The sequence below is a fragment of the Mesocryomonas lacus genome, from assembly GCF_055730135.2.
Window position 1 is genome coordinate 126,444 of the sequence record NZ_JBUZWE020000016.1, and the last position, 17,443, is coordinate 143,886.

Consider the following 17,443-nt stretch of genomic DNA (forward strand, 5'->3'; position numbering starts at 1 on the left):
GGATTGCGCCGTGTCGCGCGGGAACGGTCACGGCAGTGCAATGCGGACGGCTGCGCTTTGGAACGGGCGCTAACTCACGTTTGAAGAGCGAGATCCGGCTACCCGGCGACTGACAACTCTGCGTGAAGTCGTCGTTCACTGGTTGTCGGCGGCAACCGACAACGCGCCCTCGCGCTGCTTAATCATCATAAAGGTGTCGAAGGTGTATTCGGCCACCTGCTGGTAGAGATAGGTTTCGTTCCGGAACGCCATCAGGCTGTCGTGGATCTTCTTAAACGCAGCACTGCCGCCAGAAATCTCGCCGTACAGCGTCGTCGCCGCATCGAAGCAGGCATTCAGAACGTCCTGCGGGAACGGCCGCAACTGGGCCCCGGCCTCGACCAGCCGCTTCAGCGCCGGCGGGTTCTTGAAGTCGTATTCCGCCAGCATCTCCAAGGAAACCGCCCTCGCCGCGGTCGAGAGCACGCTCTTCCAGGCGGGCGGCAAGGCGTCGTGTTTCGGCTTGCCGATCAGGAAAGCCAGCGACAGGCTGCCCTCCCACCAGCCGGGGTAATAGTAGTAGGGCGCGACCTTCACCAAGCCGAGCGCCTCGTCGTCCTGAGGCCCCATCCACTCCGCCGCATCGAGGGCGCCGCGCTCCAGCGCGGCGTAGATGGCGGAAGGCGGCAGATCCTGTGGCACGACGCCAAGCTTCTTCAACACCTCGCCACCCAACCCGCCAATGCGCATGTTCAGGCCGCTGAGATCCTGCACGCCCTTGACCTCGCGGCGGTACCAGCCGCCCATCTGCGTTCCCGTGGAGCCGCCCGGCAGGAAGGCGAGTTGATGCTCGGCAAAGAAGTCTTGTAGCAGGCCGAGGCCCTCGCCTTGGTACAGCCAGGCATGGAGACCGCGCACGTTTAGCGTGAAAGGCGCAGCACCGGCCAGGCCGAAGACCGGATCCTTGGCGAAGGAGTAGCTGGCCGCCGTATGCGCCATGTCCACGGTGCCGGCGGTGACCGCGTCCATCGCGGCGGTCAGCGGCGCCGTCTCGTCGGGGGCGAGAACCTCGATCTCGAAGCCGCCGTCGGTCGCCGCCCGCACCATGGCGGCCAGCCTGACGGCGCCGCCGTGCAGCGCGCCGAGCCGCGGCGGAAAGGCCGACTGGCAGCGCCAGCGCACTTTCGGCGGCGTCTGCGCGAGGGCCGGCATTGCCAACCCGGCCGCCGACACCACGCCCAGCGTGCCGAGCCCACCCGCGCGCATGAAATCCCGGCGATCCATCCTTGCTTTCCCCACTTACGCGTTCCGGCGCCAAGAGCATGGAGCCCGCCCGAGAGGCAAGGCCAGCGGCATGATCGCGTCGGAAATGCGGCGCGGCACTGAAAGCCGTCCTCTGCGCAAGGGACACGCGTCCGTCCGGCGGCGATAGCGGTTGACCTGCCCGCGGTTTCCGTGATGGGTCGGCGGATCTCCTGCCGTTGGAAACCCTGCCATGTCCGCGCCTGCCATTCTCGTCGCCGTTCCCGCCGATATCCGCACCATTGGAAACCACCGCTGGCACTGTGCGCCGGAAAGCTATCTGACGGCAGCGCTCCGCGTCGCGGGGGCGATCCCGGTGATCATTCCCGCGCTCGCCAGCGAGATCGACGTCGCCAGCATTCTCGAGCGGGTCGACGGCGTGCTGGTCACCGGCTCGGTCACCAACGTCCATCCCGAGCGCTACGGCGTTTCGCCCTCCGCCGCCTACGAACCGTATGATACCGACCGCGACGCAATGACGGACAAGATGATGAAGGCGGCGATCGACGCCGGCATGCCGCTCCTCGCCATCTGCCGCGGCCTGCAGGAACTCAACGTCGCGATGGGCGGCTCGCTCGCCACCGAGATCCAGGACATCGAGGGGCGCTCCGATCACCGGGCGAAGGATCATCCCGAACAGAAAGAGCGCTACGCGATCCACCAGAGCGTCCTGGCGAAATCCGGCAGCCAGATCGACCGCATCGTCGGGCGCACCGAGTTCAAGGTGAACTCGTTGCACCGCCAGGCGATCGACCGGCTGGGCGACGGGCTCGTCGTCGAGGCGACAGCGCCCGACGGCACGATCGAGGCGGTGTCGGTCGAAGCGGCCAAGGGTTTCACCCTCGGCGTCCAGTGGCATCCCGAATACTGGGCCGAAAGCGACGCTCCCTCGGCCTCGATCTTCACCGCCTTCGGCGATGCGTGCCGCGCCTATCGCAAGAGCCGCGCCACCGCGCGGTAACGACCAGAGAAGCCGCGCCCAACCCTTGCCGGGCAAGCTTCGTCGGCGCCGTCAGACGATGGCGCCGCCGAGCAGCGCAAGGCCAAGCAGCAGCACTAGGATGGCGCCGAGGATCTCCACGGCGTCGAGCACGCCCTGGCGAGCCCCGCCGGCCGCCCCGAAACGCAAGGCGACGTCCTTGGCGTAGACGGCAAGGGCCGCAATCGCCGAGACGGTGATGGCCGTGCCGAGGGCCATGGCAAAGACCGACAGCACGCCGCCGAGATAGAGACCGTTCAGGAGGCCGAAGGTCAGCACCACGATCGCGCCCGAGCACGGGCGCAAGCCGACGGCGATGACGGCCGAGGCGGCCGAGCCGAGCGTCAGCCGCGCCGCGCCGAGCACTGCGGGATCTGGCATATGCGCCCGGCCGCAGTCGCAATCGTCCGCATCGTCGGTGCAGACGTCGGCAGCGAACCCGCCGGCCGGCCGCATGATCGGTCCAGCGCCCAGGCTCCGCGGCATCGCCCCGGTCCGCAGCATCGCCGGCATCCGGCCGACCGTTGTCGTCGCCGGCTCCGGCGCGAAGCCAAACCCTTGCCCCCCGGCGGCGGTGTCGGCCTTGGTGCCGCGAAGGGCCGTGCCGGACGCGGCGAAGGCAAGACCGGCCCCGCGCCGCGGCCGACGGATCATCCGCCAGATCTTGCGAACCAGGAGAGTGGCCCCGAAGCCTGCGATCATCACGAAAGAGGCGATCTCGAGCCAGTTGGTGGCGTCGGTCATCGACACCGCCGTCCCCCGCAGAAAGTACCAGCCGACGCCAACGACCACGAGCGCCGTCACGCCCTGCAGCAGCGCCGAGATGAACGAGAGCGCGATGCCACGGCGCAGCTGGACCTCGTTGGCCAGCACATAGGACGAGATCACCGCCTTGCCGTGCCCGGGGCCCGCGGCATGGAAGATGCCGTAGACGAAGGAGACGCCGACGAGAAAGACCACGCCGCCGGCGCCGTTCTTTATGCCGACGAGCGCCTGCCGGAGCTCGGTGAAGAACTCCCGCTGCACCCGGTTGATCTCGACGAAGACGGAGGCGAAAGGCCCGCTCGGCGCCGATGTCGACTCCGCCGTCCCAATGCCGAGCGAAGATTTGGCAAGACTCGGCTCGGCGACGACCAGCACCAGGACACACGCCAGCACAACTAGCGCGACAGCCTCGTTTCTGCTCATCCGCGCTATCCGCATTTGATCTCGACCTTGGTCGCCAGCGCCTGCGCAAAATCGGTACCGGTCGCCGGCACCGTCTCGTCGGGTGCAAGATCGGCGATCGAGGCCATCCACTGCTGTGCCGCCTCGTCCTCGTCCGGCACGTTCATGGTCTTGGTGCAGCCGGCCGGCATGTCGACGAGGTCGAAACTCGTTTCGTCAGCGAAGTCGAAGGCGACGTAGAAGGTCTCGTCGAAATTGGCGACCGTCAGCGCCTGGGTCTTCAGATCGATCGGCTCGCCGGCCTTCAGCTCGAAGAACAACAGCAGCTGTCCATCCTGATACAGCGCCCGGATGGACTCCGGCGGCAGCATCTTCACCGGTTTTCCCGCCGTCGTGACGAAGGTGTAGAAGTCCCATTCGGCGATGGACTCCTTCACCGTGTCACCCACCGCCTGCAGTTCATCGTCGTCGAGGATCCCGTTCGCATTCTTGTCGAAGTCAACAACGACACTCGAGGAGAACAGATCGTCCATGCGCCAGATGTTGCGCACGGCGGCGAGCTTGGCGGCGGGATCACCGACGATCTCCATCCGAGCCTCCGCGAAGACATGCGGATGCGCCTCGGCCCGCTGGGCGTGCCAGGAGAATGCCGCCAGGCAGAGGGTCACCGCAAGGCAGCGCTTGATCGAGGGCATGGCCTCTCCCGGATGGAGGATGATGCCACCTCCTGACAGGAGAAGGATGGCCGAAATTTGGAGCGGAGCGGATGGCATGCCTGAGATGGGCATACCGCACCAGCGGCAAGATGCCGCCGGCCCGCACTCTCACCCCGCCGCAAGGCCGTAAGATGCAGCGGGTTAGCAGCGTGATCCATGCCAGCGACCCGAGATCGAGCCGGCCGGGCCGGAACGATAACAGGCCAAACCGGTTTACGGACCGAACAGACATCCCCCAGCCTTGAGGAGACAGCCATGCACACCCCGACCCAAGCCGAGATCGAAGACCAGATCGCCGCGCTGCGCAACGAGGTCGCGTCGCTGACGAAGTCGCTGTCGAAGACCGGGGCATCCGCCTTCAACACAATCGAGGACCGTGCTTCAGATCTGTATGGTTACGTCCAGGATCGCAGCCCGGAAGTCGTGCGCGAACTGCGCAAGCAGGCTCGCTACATCGAGAACAGCGCCCGCGAGAACCCGGTCGCATCGATCGCCCTCGCCGCCGTGGCGCTCCTGGTGATCGGTGCCATCGCTCGCCGTTGAGCCGACAGCATTTTGAATGAAAAAACGCTCCTTCGGGGGCGTTTTTTTATGGCTCGTCTCTTTGGGCGTCGAACTTCCGGAACCAGGCGGCGAGATAGTCGACGAAGAGGCGCACGCGCATCGGCAGATGCCGACGATGCGGGAACACCGCATAAACGCCGGCCTCCTGCGGCATGTAGGCATCGAGGACGGTTACCAGCCGGCCCGCAGCAATGTCCGCTCGGACAACGAATTCCGGAATCAGTGCAAGGCCAAGACCCGCCATGACCGCCGCGCGGACGGCGACCGGGCTGTTTACCGTGAACTGTCCGGAGACGGGGACGGGAAACGGCTCGCCCTTCTCAGGGTCGGTGAACTGCCAGTTCGAGAACATGCGCGAGTTGGAATCGATGACGGCCGGATAGTTCGACAGTTCCAGCGGATGCGTCGGGGTGCCCAGCCGCTGCAGCAGCGTCGGACTGGCGCAGAGCGAGAGGTCGAGCGATGTCAGCTTGCGGGCGATCATCGAGGAGTCGGTGAGGCGCGTCATCCGGATGGCGACGTCGAACCCCTCCTCCACGAGATCGACGAAGTTGTCGTCGAGCTGGATGTCTAAAGAGATGTCGGGATGCGCGACGGCGAAGTCGACCAGCGAATGGCCGAGTTCGGCGTCGCCGAAAGTGCGGGCTGCCGAGATCCGTATCCTGCCCTTCGCCTCGCCTGTCGCCTCCCGGGCCTCCTCGTTGAGGCTTTCGAGATCGGCGAGGATGGCCGAGGCCCGGGCGAGATAGACCTCGCCGGCGCCGGTCAGAGCGATCTGCCGTGTGGTGCGGTTGATCAGGAGGACGCCGAGTTCGTCCTCCAGTTCCCGCACGTATTTCGACAGCAGCGCCTTGGACCGGCCGGTCTTGCGTGCAGCCGCCGAAAACCCTTCGTTCTCGATGACGGCGATGAAGGCGCGCATGCGCGTCAGCGTGTCCATGGGCGCTCCAGGCTGGCGTGAAACTTGTGTTTTGTTGCCGCAAGTCGACACTTGCTCCCTTCCTCGGCCGCATGGCCGAGAAAATCAACCGACTGCCCATTTTCCGGTTGTGTATGACGAAACACGGTCATACATAGCGCTTGCCCAAAGTCGCACGAGCCTGTGGGCGTCCCCCGATCCTCATATGCGAGGGCCATCGGGCCGGTCCTGGAGATTGCCTCCAGTCGACTGCGCAGCAAGCGCAATCGAGGACGCCTTAAAGCAACGACGGTGCGGGCTTTTTTGGTCTCCCCTGGTCTCCACAGCCGGGAATACTGAAGAGGCACACCCTCATTGCCCCATGTGCGGCGGGTTCAAGCCCTCCAAGCCAAGGCAGACAACGATCGACCCGGAGCGACAGCCCCGAGTTCGAGCCACGTCGCGGACCGACCAACCTTGTGAATCGCCTTGCCGGCGATCCAGGGAACGCTCGTGTCCGCCCTCGCCACCCTTGGTTTACGGGAATTGCCCCATGGCTACGCAGCGCATCCTCGACTTCCTCGCCACCCGACGTCCGACCGGCCCTTGCCTCGTCGTTGATCTCGATGTTGTCGAGACCAATTTCAACGCCTTCCGCAAGGCGCTGCCGGATTCGTCGATCTATTACGCCGTCAAGGCCAATCCTGCGCCGGAAGTCCTGCGCCTCCTTTCCGCGCTCGGCTCCAGCTTCGACTGCGCCTCGGTCGCCGAGATCGAGATGGCGATGGATGCCGGCGCGACCGCCGACCACATCTCCTTCGGCAACACCATCAAGAAGGAGCGCGATGTCGCGCGTGCCTTCGATCTCGGTGTCCGGCTGTTCGCCGTCGACTGCGTCGAGGAAGTCGAGAAGGTTGCCCGCGCAGCGCCCGGCGCCAAGGTGTTCTGCCGCGTCCTGACCAATGGCGAAGGCGCCGAATGGCCGCTGTCGCGCAAGTTCGGCTGCGTGCCGGCGATGGCGATCGACGTGCTGGTGCACGCCAAGAGCCTCGGCCTCGTCGCCACCGGCGTCTCGTTCCACGTCGGCTCGCAGCAGACCGATACCGAGGCCTGGGATGCGGCGATCGCCGATGCCAGCCACGTCTTCCAGACGCTGGCCGAGAAGGGCATTGTGCTGACGCTGGTCAACATGGGCGGCGGTTTCCCGACGCGCTACCTGAAGGACGTGCCGTCGGCCGAGGCCTATGGCCGCTCGATCTTCTCGTCGCTGCGCCGGCATTTCGGCAACCAGATCCCGGAGACGATCATCGAGCCAGGCCGCGGCATGGTGGGCGATGCCGGCGTGATCAAGGCCGAGGTGGTCCTCGTCTCGCGCAAGTCGGCGACCGACGAGAACCGCTGGGTCTATCTCGACATCGGCAAGTTCGGCGGCCTCGCCGAGACCATGGACGAGGCAATCCGCTATCCCATCACCACCCAGCGGGATGGCGATCGGATGGAGCCTTGCGTGCTGGCCGGCCCGACCTGCGACTCGGCCGACGTGCTCTACGAGAAGAAGCCCTACCCGCTGCCGATCACGCTGACGGTCGGCGACGAAGTGCTGATCGAGAATACCGGCGCCTACACGACGACCTATTCGGCCGTCGCCTTCAACGGCTTCGAACCGTTGCGATCCTACGTGATCTGAGTTCCGGCGCGTCCTGCGCCGGGCCCTCGCCCGCGCGCCGGACGCCCTCCAAGCTCCGGCGCACCCTCTCGGCCTCTCCTGATACGAGGTTGATCCCATGATCGCATCTGCCATTTCCGCCGTCGCTGCGATGTCGCCGCGCGTCGCCCCCTATTTCCAGATCTTGACCGAGACCGCCGGCGACGTCGCCGCGCGCGAAGCGCTGCTCGACCGCGCCATGGGTCCCGGGCGTCGCCGCAAGTCGTCGGAATCGATCCGCCGCGGCCGCCAGCCGGCCGAAGGCCTGTCGCTGGTCGCCAAGGGCGAAAACGGCGAACTCCTCGGCACCGTCCGGCTCTGGCACGTCGCCGCCGGCGCTGCGGGTGCGCCCGCCCTGATGCTCGGCCCGTTCGCGGTCGCACCGGAACTCGCCGGCTACGGCATCGGCGTTGCCTTGATGCGGCGCGCGATTGCTGAGGCGCAGTGGCGCGGCCACGGGGCCATCGTCCTTGTCGGCGACCCCGACTACTATGCGCGTTTCGGCTTTACCGCCGAACCCGCCGCAGAACTCGCCATGCCCGGTCCGTTCGAGCGGCACCGCCTGCTCGGACTGGCGTTGAAGCCGGGTGCTTTGGCGGGTGCGGCCGGCCTGATCCGGCCGACCGGCGTCCGCGCCGTGGCTGCACGCTTGTCTGCAGCTGCCTCGGCGCCGTCCGATCGCATCGGCTCGGCCGCCCGGTAGTCATTCCTTACAGGTAGAGCTCCGGACGCCGCATTTCTGCGTCCGGAGTGCCGGCATTAGAGAGCCGGCCTCCCGTGCTTTCCAGCATTAGCTGGCAATGTCGACGACTCCCGCCTCGCCTTCCTCGCTGCCGAAGACAAGCCGAGCACCCTTCGCGTCCCAGCCCATGGTTCGAACCGCACTTTTGCCGCCCCGGCGGAGCACCGCCTCGCGGTTGTCGGAGATTCGGACGGCGAGGATCATGCCGTCCTCGTAACCGATCGCCAGCATGTCCTCGACCGGATGGCAGGCGACCGCCGTGACCATGCTGTCACCGCGGGTGCCGAGTTCGAGCGGCGCCTTGCCGATCGGGCCTTCCTTGCCGGAAAAAGGCCAGAGGATCGCGGCCGGCGCGCCGGAGGTGGCGAGGTACTTGCCTTTGGCGGACCAGGACCAGTCCTTCACCTTGGCGGGATAGCCCGTCATCTTCATGTGCTTGCCGTCCTCGACCCGCCAGCCATGCAAGGCATTCTCCTGCATGCGGGTGACGAGGAAGCGTCCGTCCGGCGAGAAGGCGATGCCGATATGTGCGCCCTTCCATTCGAGAAGGGCCGGCGGGCTGTCGGTGCCGGCGAAGAACAGCGAGGTCCCGTCATAGCGCGCGGTGGCCATGCGCAAGCCCTTCGGCGCAAAGGCGATGTCCTCGACCGAGCGCTCGTGCGCAAACGCCTTCAGCGTACCGTCGGCGAGACGGACCGTTGCGGTGCGGCCATTGGCAAAGCCGACCACCCCGTTCGGGCCGCCGGCCACCGCGTCGATCCATTTCCGGCCGATCGACGCTAGCTCGATATGGCTGCCGTCGGCGGTGATGGCGAGCACGCGGCCATCCTCGCCGCCCGTCAGCAGTCTCTGGCCGAAACTGTCATAGCGGGCCGTGGTCAACCCGCCGCGATGCGCCTCGATGGTGCGCTCTCCCCCGGCGGGAAAGCGCACGGTGCCGTCGGCCAGCGCGAACACCGGCTCGTCTTTCAGAAACAGTGCCGTCTCGACGAAACCCTCGAAATCATAAGGGGCGATCGAGGGCATCAGGCATCGGCTTTCTGGCGAACCGCACATTCCTCAAAGGCGGCCGTGAGCGAGGCGCGGTCGAGATCGCGGCCGATGAACACCAGCCGGCTCTCGCGCGGCTCGTTATCGCGCCATGGCCGCTGGTGGTCGCCCTCGATGATCATGTGGACGCCTTGGACGACATAGCGATCGGGATCTCCGGCAAAGGCGATGATGCCCTTGAGGCGCAGGATGCTCGGGCCTTGCGCCTGGGTCAGCGCCTGGATCCACGGGAAGAACTTCTTCTGGTCCATCTCGCCGCCGCGCAGCGACACCGACATTACGGTGACGTCGTGGATCGGTGAGGCAGGGCCGTGATCATGTCCATGATGGTCGTGGTCGTGATGGGCATGATCGTGATCGTGGCCGTGCGCGTGATCGTGGCTGTGATCGTGGCCGCAGCTTGGGCCGCAATTCTCGTCGTGCACATGCTCGTCGTGCGAGTGCCCGGCCTCGACGAGAAACTCCGGCTCGGCATCGAGAACACGCGACAGGTCGAACGCGCCCTGGTCGAGCACCCGGTCGAGCGCGATTTCGGCGCGCTGGGTCCGGTGGATCACCGCATGCGGGTTGATCGCCCGCACCGTCGCTTCGATCTTGGCGAGTTCCTCGGGCGTCACGAGGTCGGTCTTGTTGAGAAGGACGACGTCGGCGAAGGCGATCTGGTCCTCGGCCTCGCGGCTATCCTTCAGGCGCAAGGGCAGGTGCAGCGCATCGACCAGCGCGACGACGGCGTCGAGCCGGGTCTTGGCGCGCACGTCCTCGTCCATGAAGAAGGTCTGCGCCACCGGCACGGGGTCGGCGAGGCCGGTGGTCTCGACGATGATACCGTCGAAGCGACCCTTGCGCTTCATCAGCCCCTCGACGACGCGCACCAGATCGCCGCGCACCGTGCAGCAGACGCAGCCATTGTTCATCTCGTAGATCTCTTCGTCCGATTCGACGATGAGGTCGTTGTCGATGCCGATCTCGCCGAACTCGTTGACGATGACGGCATAGCGCTTGCCGTGGTCGCCGGAGAGGATGCGGTTGAGCAAGGTGGTCTTGCCCGAGCCGAGATAGCCGGTGAGAACGGTGACGGGAATCTGTGCTGACGTGTCGGACATCTCTGCCTCCTTGATGGTCGGCCGGATATAGGCGCGTCGGGCGAGGATTGCACGGGGGTGGGTGCAAAGCCGGCCAAGGGCAAATCGCTGGGCGTTCTCAGGGGCGAAGCCTAGGCTTAGGCGCAGAGACCGATTCCAGGAGCGCTCCGTGGTATGGATGAGTTCGAATGGGACGAGGCGAAGCGTGCGGCCAACCTCGAGAAGCATTCGGTCGACATCCTGAAGGCCGCCCGCATCTTCCGTGCACCCACCATCGACGTGATTGATCGCCGGTCGGCGCACGGCAAGGAGCGCATCCGGTCTGTCGGCATTGTCGGCGATGAGTGCTATGTTGTGGTCTGGACTTGGCGGGGTCGCGCCCGCCGTCTGATTTCCGCCTGGAAGGGAGGACGACGTGACCGGAAAAAATATCAGGCGGGCAACGCTCGATGAGATTTTCGAAATGGATCGACGCGGCGAACTATACCACAACCCCGACGCCCCGGACGGCCCCGAGCTCGGCGACGATTTCTGGGAAAATGCCGTGGTCTCGCCCGCCCCGCCGCACGACACCATCGTGTTGCCGGTGCAGCGCGAGGTGATGGAGTGGTTCAAGCGGGAATACCCGGACTATCCCCACCGCATGAACGAGATTCTGCGAGACTACATGCAAGCCAGGGACATCAAGAAGGCCGGCTGACGCTCACGCCAGTCGCGCGAGATCGAAGGCCAGGACGTCGGCGACCATCTCTGCAAAGCCTGCCGCCTGGTATGCCGCGATCGCCGCGCCGATCTCGGCTGTCGCCAAGCGCGTGTCGCCAACGACGCCGGCTGCGTTGAGGTCTCCCGCCATCCAACCGAAGTTCAGACGGCCGTGCGCCCGCAGCCGCCGCATGTCGCGCGCAAGCTCGGTCTGCAGCGAGGGGAAATCGTCGATCTCTTCGCTGCGCACGAGATCCGGCCGGAAATGCAGCATCAGCGCCGTCTCCACCGCGCCGCCATGAATTCCGTCAGCGATCTCCGCATCGGGAAGAAGGCTCTCGGGGTAGCCGAAGCGCATCCAGCTGCAGGTGGCGACGAACAGGCCGAGCGAGCGGCGCAGCTCCAGCGCCGCCGTCTCCATCACCGGCGTGTTGCCGCCATGCGAGGAGACAAAGATGATCCTGCGGAAGCCGGCTTCCGAGAGGCTTTCGCCGATCCGGATGAGGCTCGTCGTCGCGGTCTGCCAGTCATGGTCGATGGTGCCGGGGAAATGCGTGTGCTCGGCCGACTTGCCGATCCGCAGTGTCGGCAGGAAGGTCGCGCGCAACTCTGCCGGCAGCAGCTGGGCGGCGGTGGAAACCATCCCGTCGGCGATGATGGCGTCGGTGCCGAGCGGCAGGTGGGCGCCATGCTGCTCGATCGCGGCGATCGGCAGGATGGCGACGGCACCGGCAAGATCTGCGTTGCCGGCAAGCTCGCTCGACGTCATTTCCTCGTAGAATCGACGCATCACGCTTTCGTCCCGCTGTCGCCGGCCTGTTGCCGCGCCCGTGCTCTCTACCCCGCGCTGCGCCGCGACGGAAGCGCGGCTAGACTTTGGCCAGTCGCTTGTCCATCTTGCGCGCCAGCGCTGGGCGGGAACCGGATGACACCCAAGAAAAAGAAAAGGTCGACGATGACCCAGCTCGTGCTCTCCGCCCGTGCGGGCCGGACTGCGCTGTCGGCTCGGCTGTCGGCGATGGGCCTTTATCCCGGCCAGGATGCGGTGCTGCTGGCGCTTGGCGCCGAGGACGGGATGTCGCTGCGCGACCTTGCCGACCGGCTGACGGTGCGGCCGCCGACCATCACCAAGACCGTCGCCCGGTTGGCTGGGCAGGACCTCGTGGAAAAGCGCGCCTCGGGCACCGATGCCCGCCAGAGCCACGCCTTCCTGACCGAAAAGGGCCGCGCGCTGGTGGCGGAAGTGCGCGAGACCCAGCGGGCGGTCGAGCGCCATGCCCTGCGCGGCCTGTCGGAAAAGGAGCGCAAGACGCTGCGCAAGCTGCTGCAGCGGGTGGAACGCAATCTCGTACCCGAAACCGAAACGGACGAGGCGCCCCTTGACGCGTGAGGCCGTGAAATGGGTCTGGCGCCAGCGCGCCGGGTCCACCCGCAATTATTTTCTTCCCGCACCCGCCGGTCTTTGCCATACGTCCAGAATGACGAGCGAGATGGACCGGACATAGGTGGCGCAGAAGGTCAAACTCTCGACGATCGCCGATGCGCTCGGCCTGTCGACCGCCACCGTATCGCTGGCCCTGCGCGACAGCCCGCTGGTCGCCGAGGTGACGCGGGAGCGCATCAAGGAGGAGGCCCGCACCTCCGGCTACATTTACAACCGCCGCGCAGCGAGCCTTCGAACCTCGAAGTCCGGCATCGTCGGCGTCTGCGTGCACGACATCATGAACCCGTTTTTTGGCGAGATCCTCAAATCGATCGAGGATGAGCTCGATCGCCACCGCCAGACCTTCATCCTCTGCAACCATTATGACGAGCTGTCGAAGCAGCGTTCCTTCGTCGACACCATGTTGCAGCTGGGTGCCGACGGCATGATCCTGTCGCCGGCGATCGGCACGCCACCCTCCGACATTCATCTGGCCGAAGAGAACGACCTGCCTTGCGTGCTGATCGCCCGTACCGTCGAGGGCTCGGGCGTCACCAGCTTTCGCGGCGACGACAGTTTCGGCATGGGTCTCGCCGTCCAACACCTCATCGGCCGCGGCCATCGGCGCATTGCCATGATCGGCGGCACAGAGATGACCTCGACCGGGCGCGAACGCGAACGCGGCTACCTTCGTGCGCTTTCCGAGGCCGGCATCGACTTCCAGCCGGAATGGCGGATCAGCGGGCCGCGCAGCCGTCATTCCGGCTTCGACGCGACGGGGCAGTTCCTGGCGCTCGAGGACCGACCGACGGCCGCCTGCTGCTTCTCCGACCTCGTGGCGCTCGGCTTCATGTCCGGCCTCAGCCGCGCGGGCCTGCGCCCGGGCGTCGATGTCGCCGTCATGGGCTATGACGACATCGACGAGGCGGCGATCGCCATGCCGTCGTTGTCGACCGTCGCCAATGGCCAGAGCGAGGTTGGCCGCCGCGCCGCCGCCGCCCTCCTCGCCCGCCTGCAAGGCGAGCCCGGCTCCGGCAAGGTCGAGCTCATCACACCCCAACTCAAGATCCGACAATCCTGCGACTATGCCTGGCCGGACCAGACGGCCTGAGGAGACGACATGACCGATCTGAAGTCCGTCCGCGTGCTGGTGTCCGGCAAGCTGCACGCGCCGACCCTCGAGCGGCTGCGCGGCGTGTTCGATGTCCACTATCTCTCCGACGGCGCCATCGACGCGATGAGCGAAACCGAACGCGCCGCCGTCCGGGGCGTCGCGCTACGCGGCGGCATGACGCCGGCAAAGCTGGCGCTGCTGCCGAACGCCGAGATCGTCGCGAGCTTCGGCGTCGGCTATGACGGGATCGACGCGGCAAATGCCGCCGAACAAGGCGTCGCTGTTTCCAACACGCCCGACGTCCTGAACGACGAAGTGGCCGATACCGCCGTCGCCTTGCTCCTCAACACCGTGCGCGAGCTGCCGAAAGCCGAGGCCTATCTGCGCGCTGGCAATTGGGTGTCGAAGGGCGACTATCCCCTCACCCGCATGACGCTGCGCGGCCGCCGCATCGGCATCATGGGCCTTGGCCGGGTCGGCCTTGCCGTCGCCAAGCGTCTCGAGGCTTTCGGTGTCAGCATCGCCTACCACAACCGCACGCAGCGCAACGACGTGCCCTATGCTTACCATCCGACCCTCACCGCGCTGGCGGAGGCGGTGGATACGCTGGTGATCGTGGCGCCCGGTGGCAGCAGCACCGACAAGGCGGTGAACGACACCGTTCTGAAGGCGCTCGGACCCGATGGCGTGCTGATCAATGTCGGGCGCGGCACGGTGGTTGACGAGGCCGCGTTGATCTCGGCCCTGCAGGACGGCACCATCCGCGCCGCCGGCCTCGACGTCTTCGCAAACGAGCCGAAGGTGCCGCAGGCGCTGCTCGACGCGGACAATGCCGTGCTATTGCCGCATGTCGGCTCGGCCTCGGTGCACACGCGCGATGCGATGGGCGATCTCTTGGCGGACAACCTCGTCGCCTGGTTCGAGGGACGCCATCCGCCGACTCTGGTGCCCGAAAGCGAGAAGGCCGGCCTCTCGCCCCGGCGCTAAATCTGTCTACCCGGCAGTCACAGCCCGCCATCACATGCCCTCCATCACGGCGGAGACAGGCGGACGTGCGCGCTGCTCCCGCGAGCGTCATGAAGAAAGCGTTTGCTTCGACAGTTTCGGTTAACCTTTGGTTCATAGTATGCGGACGATAAGTTCGGTCAATCCGACGAGGAGAGCCGTGATGAGATTTGTCGCCATAGCCATGGCCATCGGTGTGCTCGGCACCTTTCTGGCCTCCAACCTGCAGGGCGCAGTCCTGTCGGGAGACGTCCGTCCCGCGACGCTCCTGACCGACGACACGATCACCGGAAGCGTCGTGCCGCTGAACCGACAGGAGGTGCCCGACGCGGTGCGCCTGATCGATCTGCGCACCGGTGCCACCTGCAAGCTCGCCAAGCCCGATCCCGAGGCAAGGACGTTCCAGCTGATGCTGTTCGGGCCCGACTGCAGCCGGTCGCCAGGCATGTCGCGCGCCGCCTACTGGCGCTCGACCGACAATGGCGCGCTGATCATCGCCGACAGCGGCGGCGGCACGGTGCTGGAATTCGCACCGGGCGACGGCGTGCTCTACGAGAGCATCTATCCCGACAACGAGCTGATCACCATCGTCCCTGCCAAAAGCTGAAGCGGGAGGTCCTGGAAAGCCAGGCAGCGCAAAGTATTTCCAGGACCGCACATCCGGGAGCTCTATGCCGCTGAGCGCGTCCTGATCTCGCTGAGGGACAGTCGCTGGCGGCCCGTACCATCGTCGTTTGACGGATCGAGCCACGCCGCGAAGGCGACTCTCAGCTGCGGCCAGTCGCCATCCAGGATGGCGTACCAGGCGGTATCCCGGTTCCGGCCCTTGACGATCAGGTGCTGGCGAAAGAGCCCCTCCCAAGTAAAACCCAGCCTCTCGGCCGCGCGCTTCGATGGAGCGTTGGCGTCGTTGCATTTCCACTCGAAGCGGCGGTAGCCGAGCGTGTCGAAGACGTAGGCCATGAATAGGGAGAACGCCTCGGTCGCCGCCGCCGTCCGCTGCAGCGCCGGCGACAGGCAGACATGCCCGATCTCCGTGACGCCGTTTTGGATATCGGTGCGCATCAGCGCAGCGACGCCGGCGGCCGTGCCGGTGGCTTTCTGGATGATGGCGTAGAAGACCGGCTCGCCGCCGAGATAGGTCGTGCGCGCAAAGGTCTCGAACGCAGCGCGGTCGGCGAAGGGGCCGTAAGGCAGCCAGGCCCAGATCGCGCCCTCCGCGTCGGCCGCAAAAGCTTCGTAGAGCTCGCCAAAGCGCGTTTCGTCGACGATCTTCTCCAGCCGGACATGCCGTCCGTTTGCCGCAAGGCTGTCCGGGCGCGCACGTGGCGCGAAGGTCGACAGGTCTGCGGTCATGAATGGCTCCGGATGAAGGCGAGGACTTTCGGGCGTATCGTCTTGTCGCCGAACGGCAGAGCCGTCGCCAGCGCGCTGATCGCACCAACATGATCGACGCCCTCGACGATGTCGACATCCGCCACGCCGCCGGCGGCCTTGACCTTCGAGCCGAGCGACCGCGTGTTCTTCGGATCAACGGTCGTGTCGTCGGATCCCGCGATCAGCAGCATCGGCGGCGTGCCCGACCGAACGAAGTTCACCGGCTGGCTGGCGGCAAGGAGGTTCTTCGGGAAGATGCGGATGTATCGCTCTTCGGTCAGCGGCAGGAAGTCGTAGGGGCCGGCGAGCCCGATGAAGCCGGCAAAGCGCCGGTTCGGCGCACCGGCGTCTCTGAGATAGTGCAGGTCGAGCGCCAGGAGCGATGCGATCTGGGCGCCGGCGGAATGTCCCATCATGAACACCGGACGCTCGCCGCCGGGAAGCGCGTCGGTGCCACGCCGTGCGAGAGTCTCGATCGCCGCAACCGCCTTGGCGCCATCCTCGACGAAACCCGGAAACTTCACCTCGGGATAGACCCGGTAGTCGGGAATGGCCACGGCAATGCCCTCGCTCGCCAGCGACTGGCCGACGAAGCCATAGATCGCCTTTTCGCCTGAATCCCAGGCGCCGCCATAGATGAAGACAACCAGCGGCGTCTGCGCCGTCGCCCCATCCGGCACGTAGAGATCGAAGGTGCCACGCTCACCTTCGGCATAGCGCAGCCCGTGCTGGACGGAATAGCCGGACTTGCTGGTGATGGCGTTGAGGACGGCGGGGCCGGCGCAGGCGACGAGACCGGCGGTCAAGCCGCAGACAGCGGCGAGAACGAGAAAGAGGCGGAGCAACATGAAAACCTGCGGGAGACGAAACGGGAGGCCATAGCGTCACCGAGTTCAGCCGCGATCAAGCCGTCCGGTGACCGGCTGCGATCACTCTCTCGTGCCGGCCCGGCCGCGGCCTGTCACCGGTACAACCGGCGCGGGCGGCCGGGCTTTGCGCTCAGGCGCGCAGCGCCGCGGCTTCGGCGGCAAGGCGGGTGATCTCGGCGAAATCGCCGGCGGCGAGCGCTCCTTTCGGCGCGACCCAAGACCCGCCGACGCAGACGACGTTCGGCAGCGCCAGGTAGTCGGCGACGTTCTTCATCGACACGCCGCCGGTCGGGCAGAAGCGGATCTGCTGGAAGACCGGCGCGAGCGACTTGAGATAGGCGATGCCGCCGGACTGCTCGGCGGGGAAGAACTTGAGGAGGTCGTAGCCTTCCTCGAGCATCGCCATCAGCTCACTCGGCGTCGTCGCCCCCGGCAGCAGCGGCACGGACGAACCCTTGGCGGCGTCGAGCAGTTCGACGGTGGTGCCCGGCGAGACAATGAACTTTGCCCCCGCCTCCTGCGCCTGGTCAAACTGCTTGGGATTGAGGATGGTGCCGGCGCCGCAGACGCATTCCGGCACTTCGGCCGAGACGGCGCGGATGGCATCGAGCGCCGCCGGGGTGCGCAGCGTGATCTCGATCGCCTTCAGCCCGCCCCTCGCCAGCGCCCGCGCCAGTTCGACAGCCTCGGCAGCGCTCGACACGGCGACGACCGGCATGACCGGCTGCGCCGTCAGGATGCTCATCAGGAGGTCTTTGTTCTGCGCCAT

The 17,443-nt window shown here is 66.3% G+C and carries 20 protein-coding genes; 10 read left to right on the top strand and 10 right to left on the bottom strand.

What is annotated here, in order from left to right:
* Positions 1 to 135: 135 nt before the first annotated feature.
* Entirely contained in the window at positions 136 to 1,263 is a 1,128-nt protein-coding gene (locus ACZLZY_RS21960; protein ID WP_472936188.1) for a TRAP transporter substrate-binding protein, read from the bottom strand.
* 211 nt (positions 1,264 to 1,474) lie between these two features.
* On the opposite strand from ACZLZY_RS21960, the gene ACZLZY_RS21965 reads away from it, so the two are divergent.
* The gene (locus ACZLZY_RS21965; RefSeq protein ID WP_472936189.1) at positions 1,475 to 2,242 is read left to right on the top strand and encodes a gamma-glutamyl-gamma-aminobutyrate hydrolase family protein; all 768 of its coding nucleotides are present in this window, start codon (positions 1,475 to 1,477) and stop codon (positions 2,240 to 2,242) included.
* 51 nt (positions 2,243 to 2,293) lie between these two features.
* Here the strand turns inward: ACZLZY_RS21965 and ACZLZY_RS21970 are convergent, their stop codons facing one another.
* Positions 2,294 to 3,448, bottom strand: coding sequence for a nickel/cobalt transporter (locus ACZLZY_RS21970; RefSeq protein WP_472936190.1), 1,155 nt, complete (start codon positions 3,446 to 3,448; stop codon positions 2,294 to 2,296).
* A gap of 5 nt (positions 3,449 to 3,453) precedes the next feature.
* The gene (locus ACZLZY_RS21975) at positions 3,454 to 4,122 is read right to left on the bottom strand and encodes a DUF1007 family protein (protein WP_472936191.1); all 669 of its coding nucleotides are present in this window, start codon (positions 4,120 to 4,122) and stop codon (positions 3,454 to 3,456) included.
* A 276-nt stretch (positions 4,123 to 4,398) separates the two neighbouring features.
* On the opposite strand from ACZLZY_RS21975, the gene ACZLZY_RS21980 reads away from it, so the two are divergent.
* Positions 4,399 to 4,686 carry an ElaB/YgaM/YqjD family protein gene (locus ACZLZY_RS21980; RefSeq protein WP_472936192.1) on the top strand — a complete coding sequence of 96 codons (288 nt, stop codon included), beginning with the start codon at positions 4,399 to 4,401 and terminating at the stop codon, positions 4,684 to 4,686.
* Positions 4,687 to 4,732: 46 nt separating this feature from the next.
* On the opposite strand, the gene ACZLZY_RS21985 is transcribed toward ACZLZY_RS21980, so the two are convergent.
* Positions 4,733 to 5,647, bottom strand: a complete 915-nt coding sequence (locus tag ACZLZY_RS21985) for a LysR family transcriptional regulator (RefSeq protein ID WP_472936193.1) — start codon at positions 5,645 to 5,647, stop codon at positions 4,733 to 4,735.
* Positions 5,648 to 6,158: 511 nt separating this feature from the next.
* Here ACZLZY_RS21985 and ACZLZY_RS21990 point away from each other — a divergent pair.
* Together ACZLZY_RS21990 and ACZLZY_RS21995 are read left to right on the top strand one after the other, a co-directional pair.
* On the top strand, positions 6,159 to 7,292 hold the full coding sequence (locus tag ACZLZY_RS21990) for a type III PLP-dependent enzyme (protein WP_472936194.1): 1,134 nt from the start codon (positions 6,159 to 6,161) through the stop codon (positions 7,290 to 7,292).
* Between the two features lie 97 nt (positions 7,293 to 7,389).
* Positions 7,390 to 8,013, top strand: coding sequence for a GNAT family N-acetyltransferase (locus tag ACZLZY_RS21995; protein ID WP_472936195.1), 624 nt, complete (start codon positions 7,390 to 7,392; stop codon positions 8,011 to 8,013).
* An 87-nt stretch (positions 8,014 to 8,100) separates the two neighbouring features.
* On the opposite strand, the gene ACZLZY_RS22000 is transcribed toward ACZLZY_RS21995, so the two are convergent.
* Positions 8,101 to 9,078: a WD40 repeat domain-containing protein gene (locus tag ACZLZY_RS22000; protein ID WP_472936196.1), complete on the bottom strand. Its 978-nt coding sequence runs from the start codon at positions 9,076 to 9,078 to the stop codon at positions 8,101 to 8,103.
* The gene (locus ACZLZY_RS22005; RefSeq protein ID WP_472936197.1) at positions 9,078 to 10,205 is read right to left on the bottom strand and encodes a CobW family GTP-binding protein; all 1,128 of its coding nucleotides are present in this window, start codon (positions 10,203 to 10,205) and stop codon (positions 9,078 to 9,080) included. Before ACZLZY_RS22005 ends, ACZLZY_RS22000 begins: the two co-directional genes overlap by 1 nt.
* Before the next feature lie 153 nt (positions 10,206 to 10,358).
* On the opposite strand from ACZLZY_RS22005, the gene ACZLZY_RS22010 reads away from it, so the two are divergent.
* Both ACZLZY_RS22010 and ACZLZY_RS22015 read left to right on the top strand, forming a co-directional pair.
* Entirely contained in the window at positions 10,359 to 10,637 is a 279-nt protein-coding gene (locus ACZLZY_RS22010; protein ID WP_472936198.1) for a BrnT family toxin, read from the top strand.
* Positions 10,638 to 10,647: 10 nt separating this feature from the next.
* Positions 10,648 to 10,884 (top strand): hypothetical protein, encoded by a 237-nt coding sequence (locus ACZLZY_RS22015; RefSeq protein WP_472936199.1) that lies wholly within the window; start codon positions 10,648 to 10,650, stop codon positions 10,882 to 10,884.
* Positions 10,885 to 10,887: 3 nt separating this feature from the next.
* Here the strand turns inward: ACZLZY_RS22015 and ACZLZY_RS22020 are convergent, their stop codons facing one another.
* Entirely contained in the window at positions 10,888 to 11,676 is a 789-nt protein-coding gene (locus ACZLZY_RS22020) for a creatininase family protein (protein ID WP_472936200.1), read from the bottom strand.
* A gap of 165 nt (positions 11,677 to 11,841) precedes the next feature.
* Between ACZLZY_RS22020 and ACZLZY_RS22025 the strand changes: the two genes are divergently transcribed.
* The 4 genes from ACZLZY_RS22025 to ACZLZY_RS22040 all read left to right on the top strand — a co-directional run bounded on the left by ACZLZY_RS22025 (position 11,842) and on the right by ACZLZY_RS22040 (position 15,035).
* Entirely contained in the window at positions 11,842 to 12,276 is a 435-nt protein-coding gene (locus ACZLZY_RS22025) for a MarR family winged helix-turn-helix transcriptional regulator (protein ID WP_472936201.1), read from the top strand.
* Between the two features lie 115 nt (positions 12,277 to 12,391).
* Positions 12,392 to 13,420 (top strand): LacI family DNA-binding transcriptional regulator, encoded by a 1,029-nt coding sequence (locus ACZLZY_RS22030; protein ID WP_472936202.1) that lies wholly within the window; start codon positions 12,392 to 12,394, stop codon positions 13,418 to 13,420.
* Between the two features lie 9 nt (positions 13,421 to 13,429).
* Positions 13,430 to 14,410: a 2-hydroxyacid dehydrogenase gene (locus ACZLZY_RS22035; RefSeq protein WP_472936203.1), complete on the top strand. Its 981-nt coding sequence runs from the start codon at positions 13,430 to 13,432 to the stop codon at positions 14,408 to 14,410.
* Positions 14,411 to 14,591: 181 nt separating this feature from the next.
* Positions 14,592 to 15,035: a hypothetical protein gene (locus ACZLZY_RS22040; protein WP_472936204.1), complete on the top strand. Its 444-nt coding sequence runs from the start codon at positions 14,592 to 14,594 to the stop codon at positions 15,033 to 15,035.
* 62 nt (positions 15,036 to 15,097) lie between these two features.
* On the opposite strand, the gene ACZLZY_RS22045 is transcribed toward ACZLZY_RS22040, so the two are convergent.
* The 3 genes from ACZLZY_RS22045 to ACZLZY_RS22055 all read right to left on the bottom strand — a co-directional run bounded on the left by ACZLZY_RS22045 (position 15,098) and on the right by ACZLZY_RS22055 (position 17,443).
* Entirely contained in the window at positions 15,098 to 15,784 is a 687-nt protein-coding gene (locus ACZLZY_RS22045) for a GNAT family N-acetyltransferase (RefSeq protein ID WP_472936205.1), read from the bottom strand.
* A complete protein-coding gene (locus ACZLZY_RS22050; protein WP_472936206.1) occupies positions 15,781 to 16,653 on the bottom strand; it encodes an alpha/beta hydrolase in 873 nt (290 codons plus the stop codon). Before ACZLZY_RS22050 ends, ACZLZY_RS22045 begins: the two co-directional genes overlap by 4 nt.
* A gap of 151 nt (positions 16,654 to 16,804) precedes the next feature.
* Positions 16,805 to 17,443, bottom strand: a complete 639-nt coding sequence (locus ACZLZY_RS22055; protein WP_472936207.1) for a 2-dehydro-3-deoxy-phosphogluconate aldolase — start codon at positions 17,441 to 17,443, stop codon at positions 16,805 to 16,807.

Bases quoted from the DNA above. Each gene is read 5' to 3' on its own strand.
- ACZLZY_RS22040 (WP_472936204.1), top strand. From the start codon at position 14,592: ATGAGATTTGTCGCCATAGCCATGGCCATCGGTGTGCTCGGCACCTTT.
- ACZLZY_RS21970 (WP_472936190.1), bottom strand. From the start codon at position 3,448: ATGAGCAGAAACGAGGCTGTCGCGCTAGTTGTGCTGGCGTGTGTCCTG.
- ACZLZY_RS22000 (WP_472936196.1), bottom strand. From the start codon at position 9,078: ATGCCCTCGATCGCCCCTTATGATTTCGAGGGTTTCGTCGAGACGGCA.
- ACZLZY_RS22025 (WP_472936201.1), top strand. From the start codon at position 11,842: ATGACCCAGCTCGTGCTCTCCGCCCGTGCGGGCCGGACTGCGCTGTCG.
- ACZLZY_RS22020 (WP_472936200.1), bottom strand. From the start codon at position 11,676: ATGCGTCGATTCTACGAGGAAATGACGTCGAGCGAGCTTGCCGGCAAC.
- ACZLZY_RS21990 (WP_472936194.1), top strand. From the start codon at position 6,159: ATGGCTACGCAGCGCATCCTCGACTTCCTCGCCACCCGACGTCCGACC.
- ACZLZY_RS21995 (WP_472936195.1), top strand. From the start codon at position 7,390: ATGATCGCATCTGCCATTTCCGCCGTCGCTGCGATGTCGCCGCGCGTC.
- ACZLZY_RS22055 (WP_472936207.1), bottom strand. From the start codon at position 17,443: ATGGCGCAGAACAAAGACCTCCTGATGAGCATCCTGACGGCGCAGCCG.
- ACZLZY_RS22045 (WP_472936205.1), bottom strand. From the start codon at position 15,784: ATGACCGCAGACCTGTCGACCTTCGCGCCACGTGCGCGCCCGGACAGC.
- ACZLZY_RS21980 (WP_472936192.1), top strand. From the start codon at position 4,399: ATGCACACCCCGACCCAAGCCGAGATCGAAGACCAGATCGCCGCGCTG.
- ACZLZY_RS22035 (WP_472936203.1), top strand. From the start codon at position 13,430: ATGACCGATCTGAAGTCCGTCCGCGTGCTGGTGTCCGGCAAGCTGCAC.
- ACZLZY_RS22010 (WP_472936198.1), top strand. From the start codon at position 10,359: ATGGATGAGTTCGAATGGGACGAGGCGAAGCGTGCGGCCAACCTCGAG.
- ACZLZY_RS22050 (WP_472936206.1), bottom strand. From the start codon at position 16,653: ATGTTGCTCCGCCTCTTTCTCGTTCTCGCCGCTGTCTGCGGCTTGACC.
- ACZLZY_RS21965 (WP_472936189.1), top strand. From the start codon at position 1,475: ATGTCCGCGCCTGCCATTCTCGTCGCCGTTCCCGCCGATATCCGCACC.
- ACZLZY_RS22015 (WP_472936199.1), top strand. From the start codon at position 10,648: ATGGATCGACGCGGCGAACTATACCACAACCCCGACGCCCCGGACGGC.
- ACZLZY_RS21960 (WP_472936188.1), bottom strand. From the start codon at position 1,263: ATGGATCGCCGGGATTTCATGCGCGCGGGTGGGCTCGGCACGCTGGGC.
- ACZLZY_RS21985 (WP_472936193.1), bottom strand. From the start codon at position 5,647: ATGGACACGCTGACGCGCATGCGCGCCTTCATCGCCGTCATCGAGAAC.
- ACZLZY_RS22005 (WP_472936197.1), bottom strand. From the start codon at position 10,205: ATGTCCGACACGTCAGCACAGATTCCCGTCACCGTTCTCACCGGCTAT.
- ACZLZY_RS21975 (WP_472936191.1), bottom strand. From the start codon at position 4,122: ATGCCCTCGATCAAGCGCTGCCTTGCGGTGACCCTCTGCCTGGCGGCA.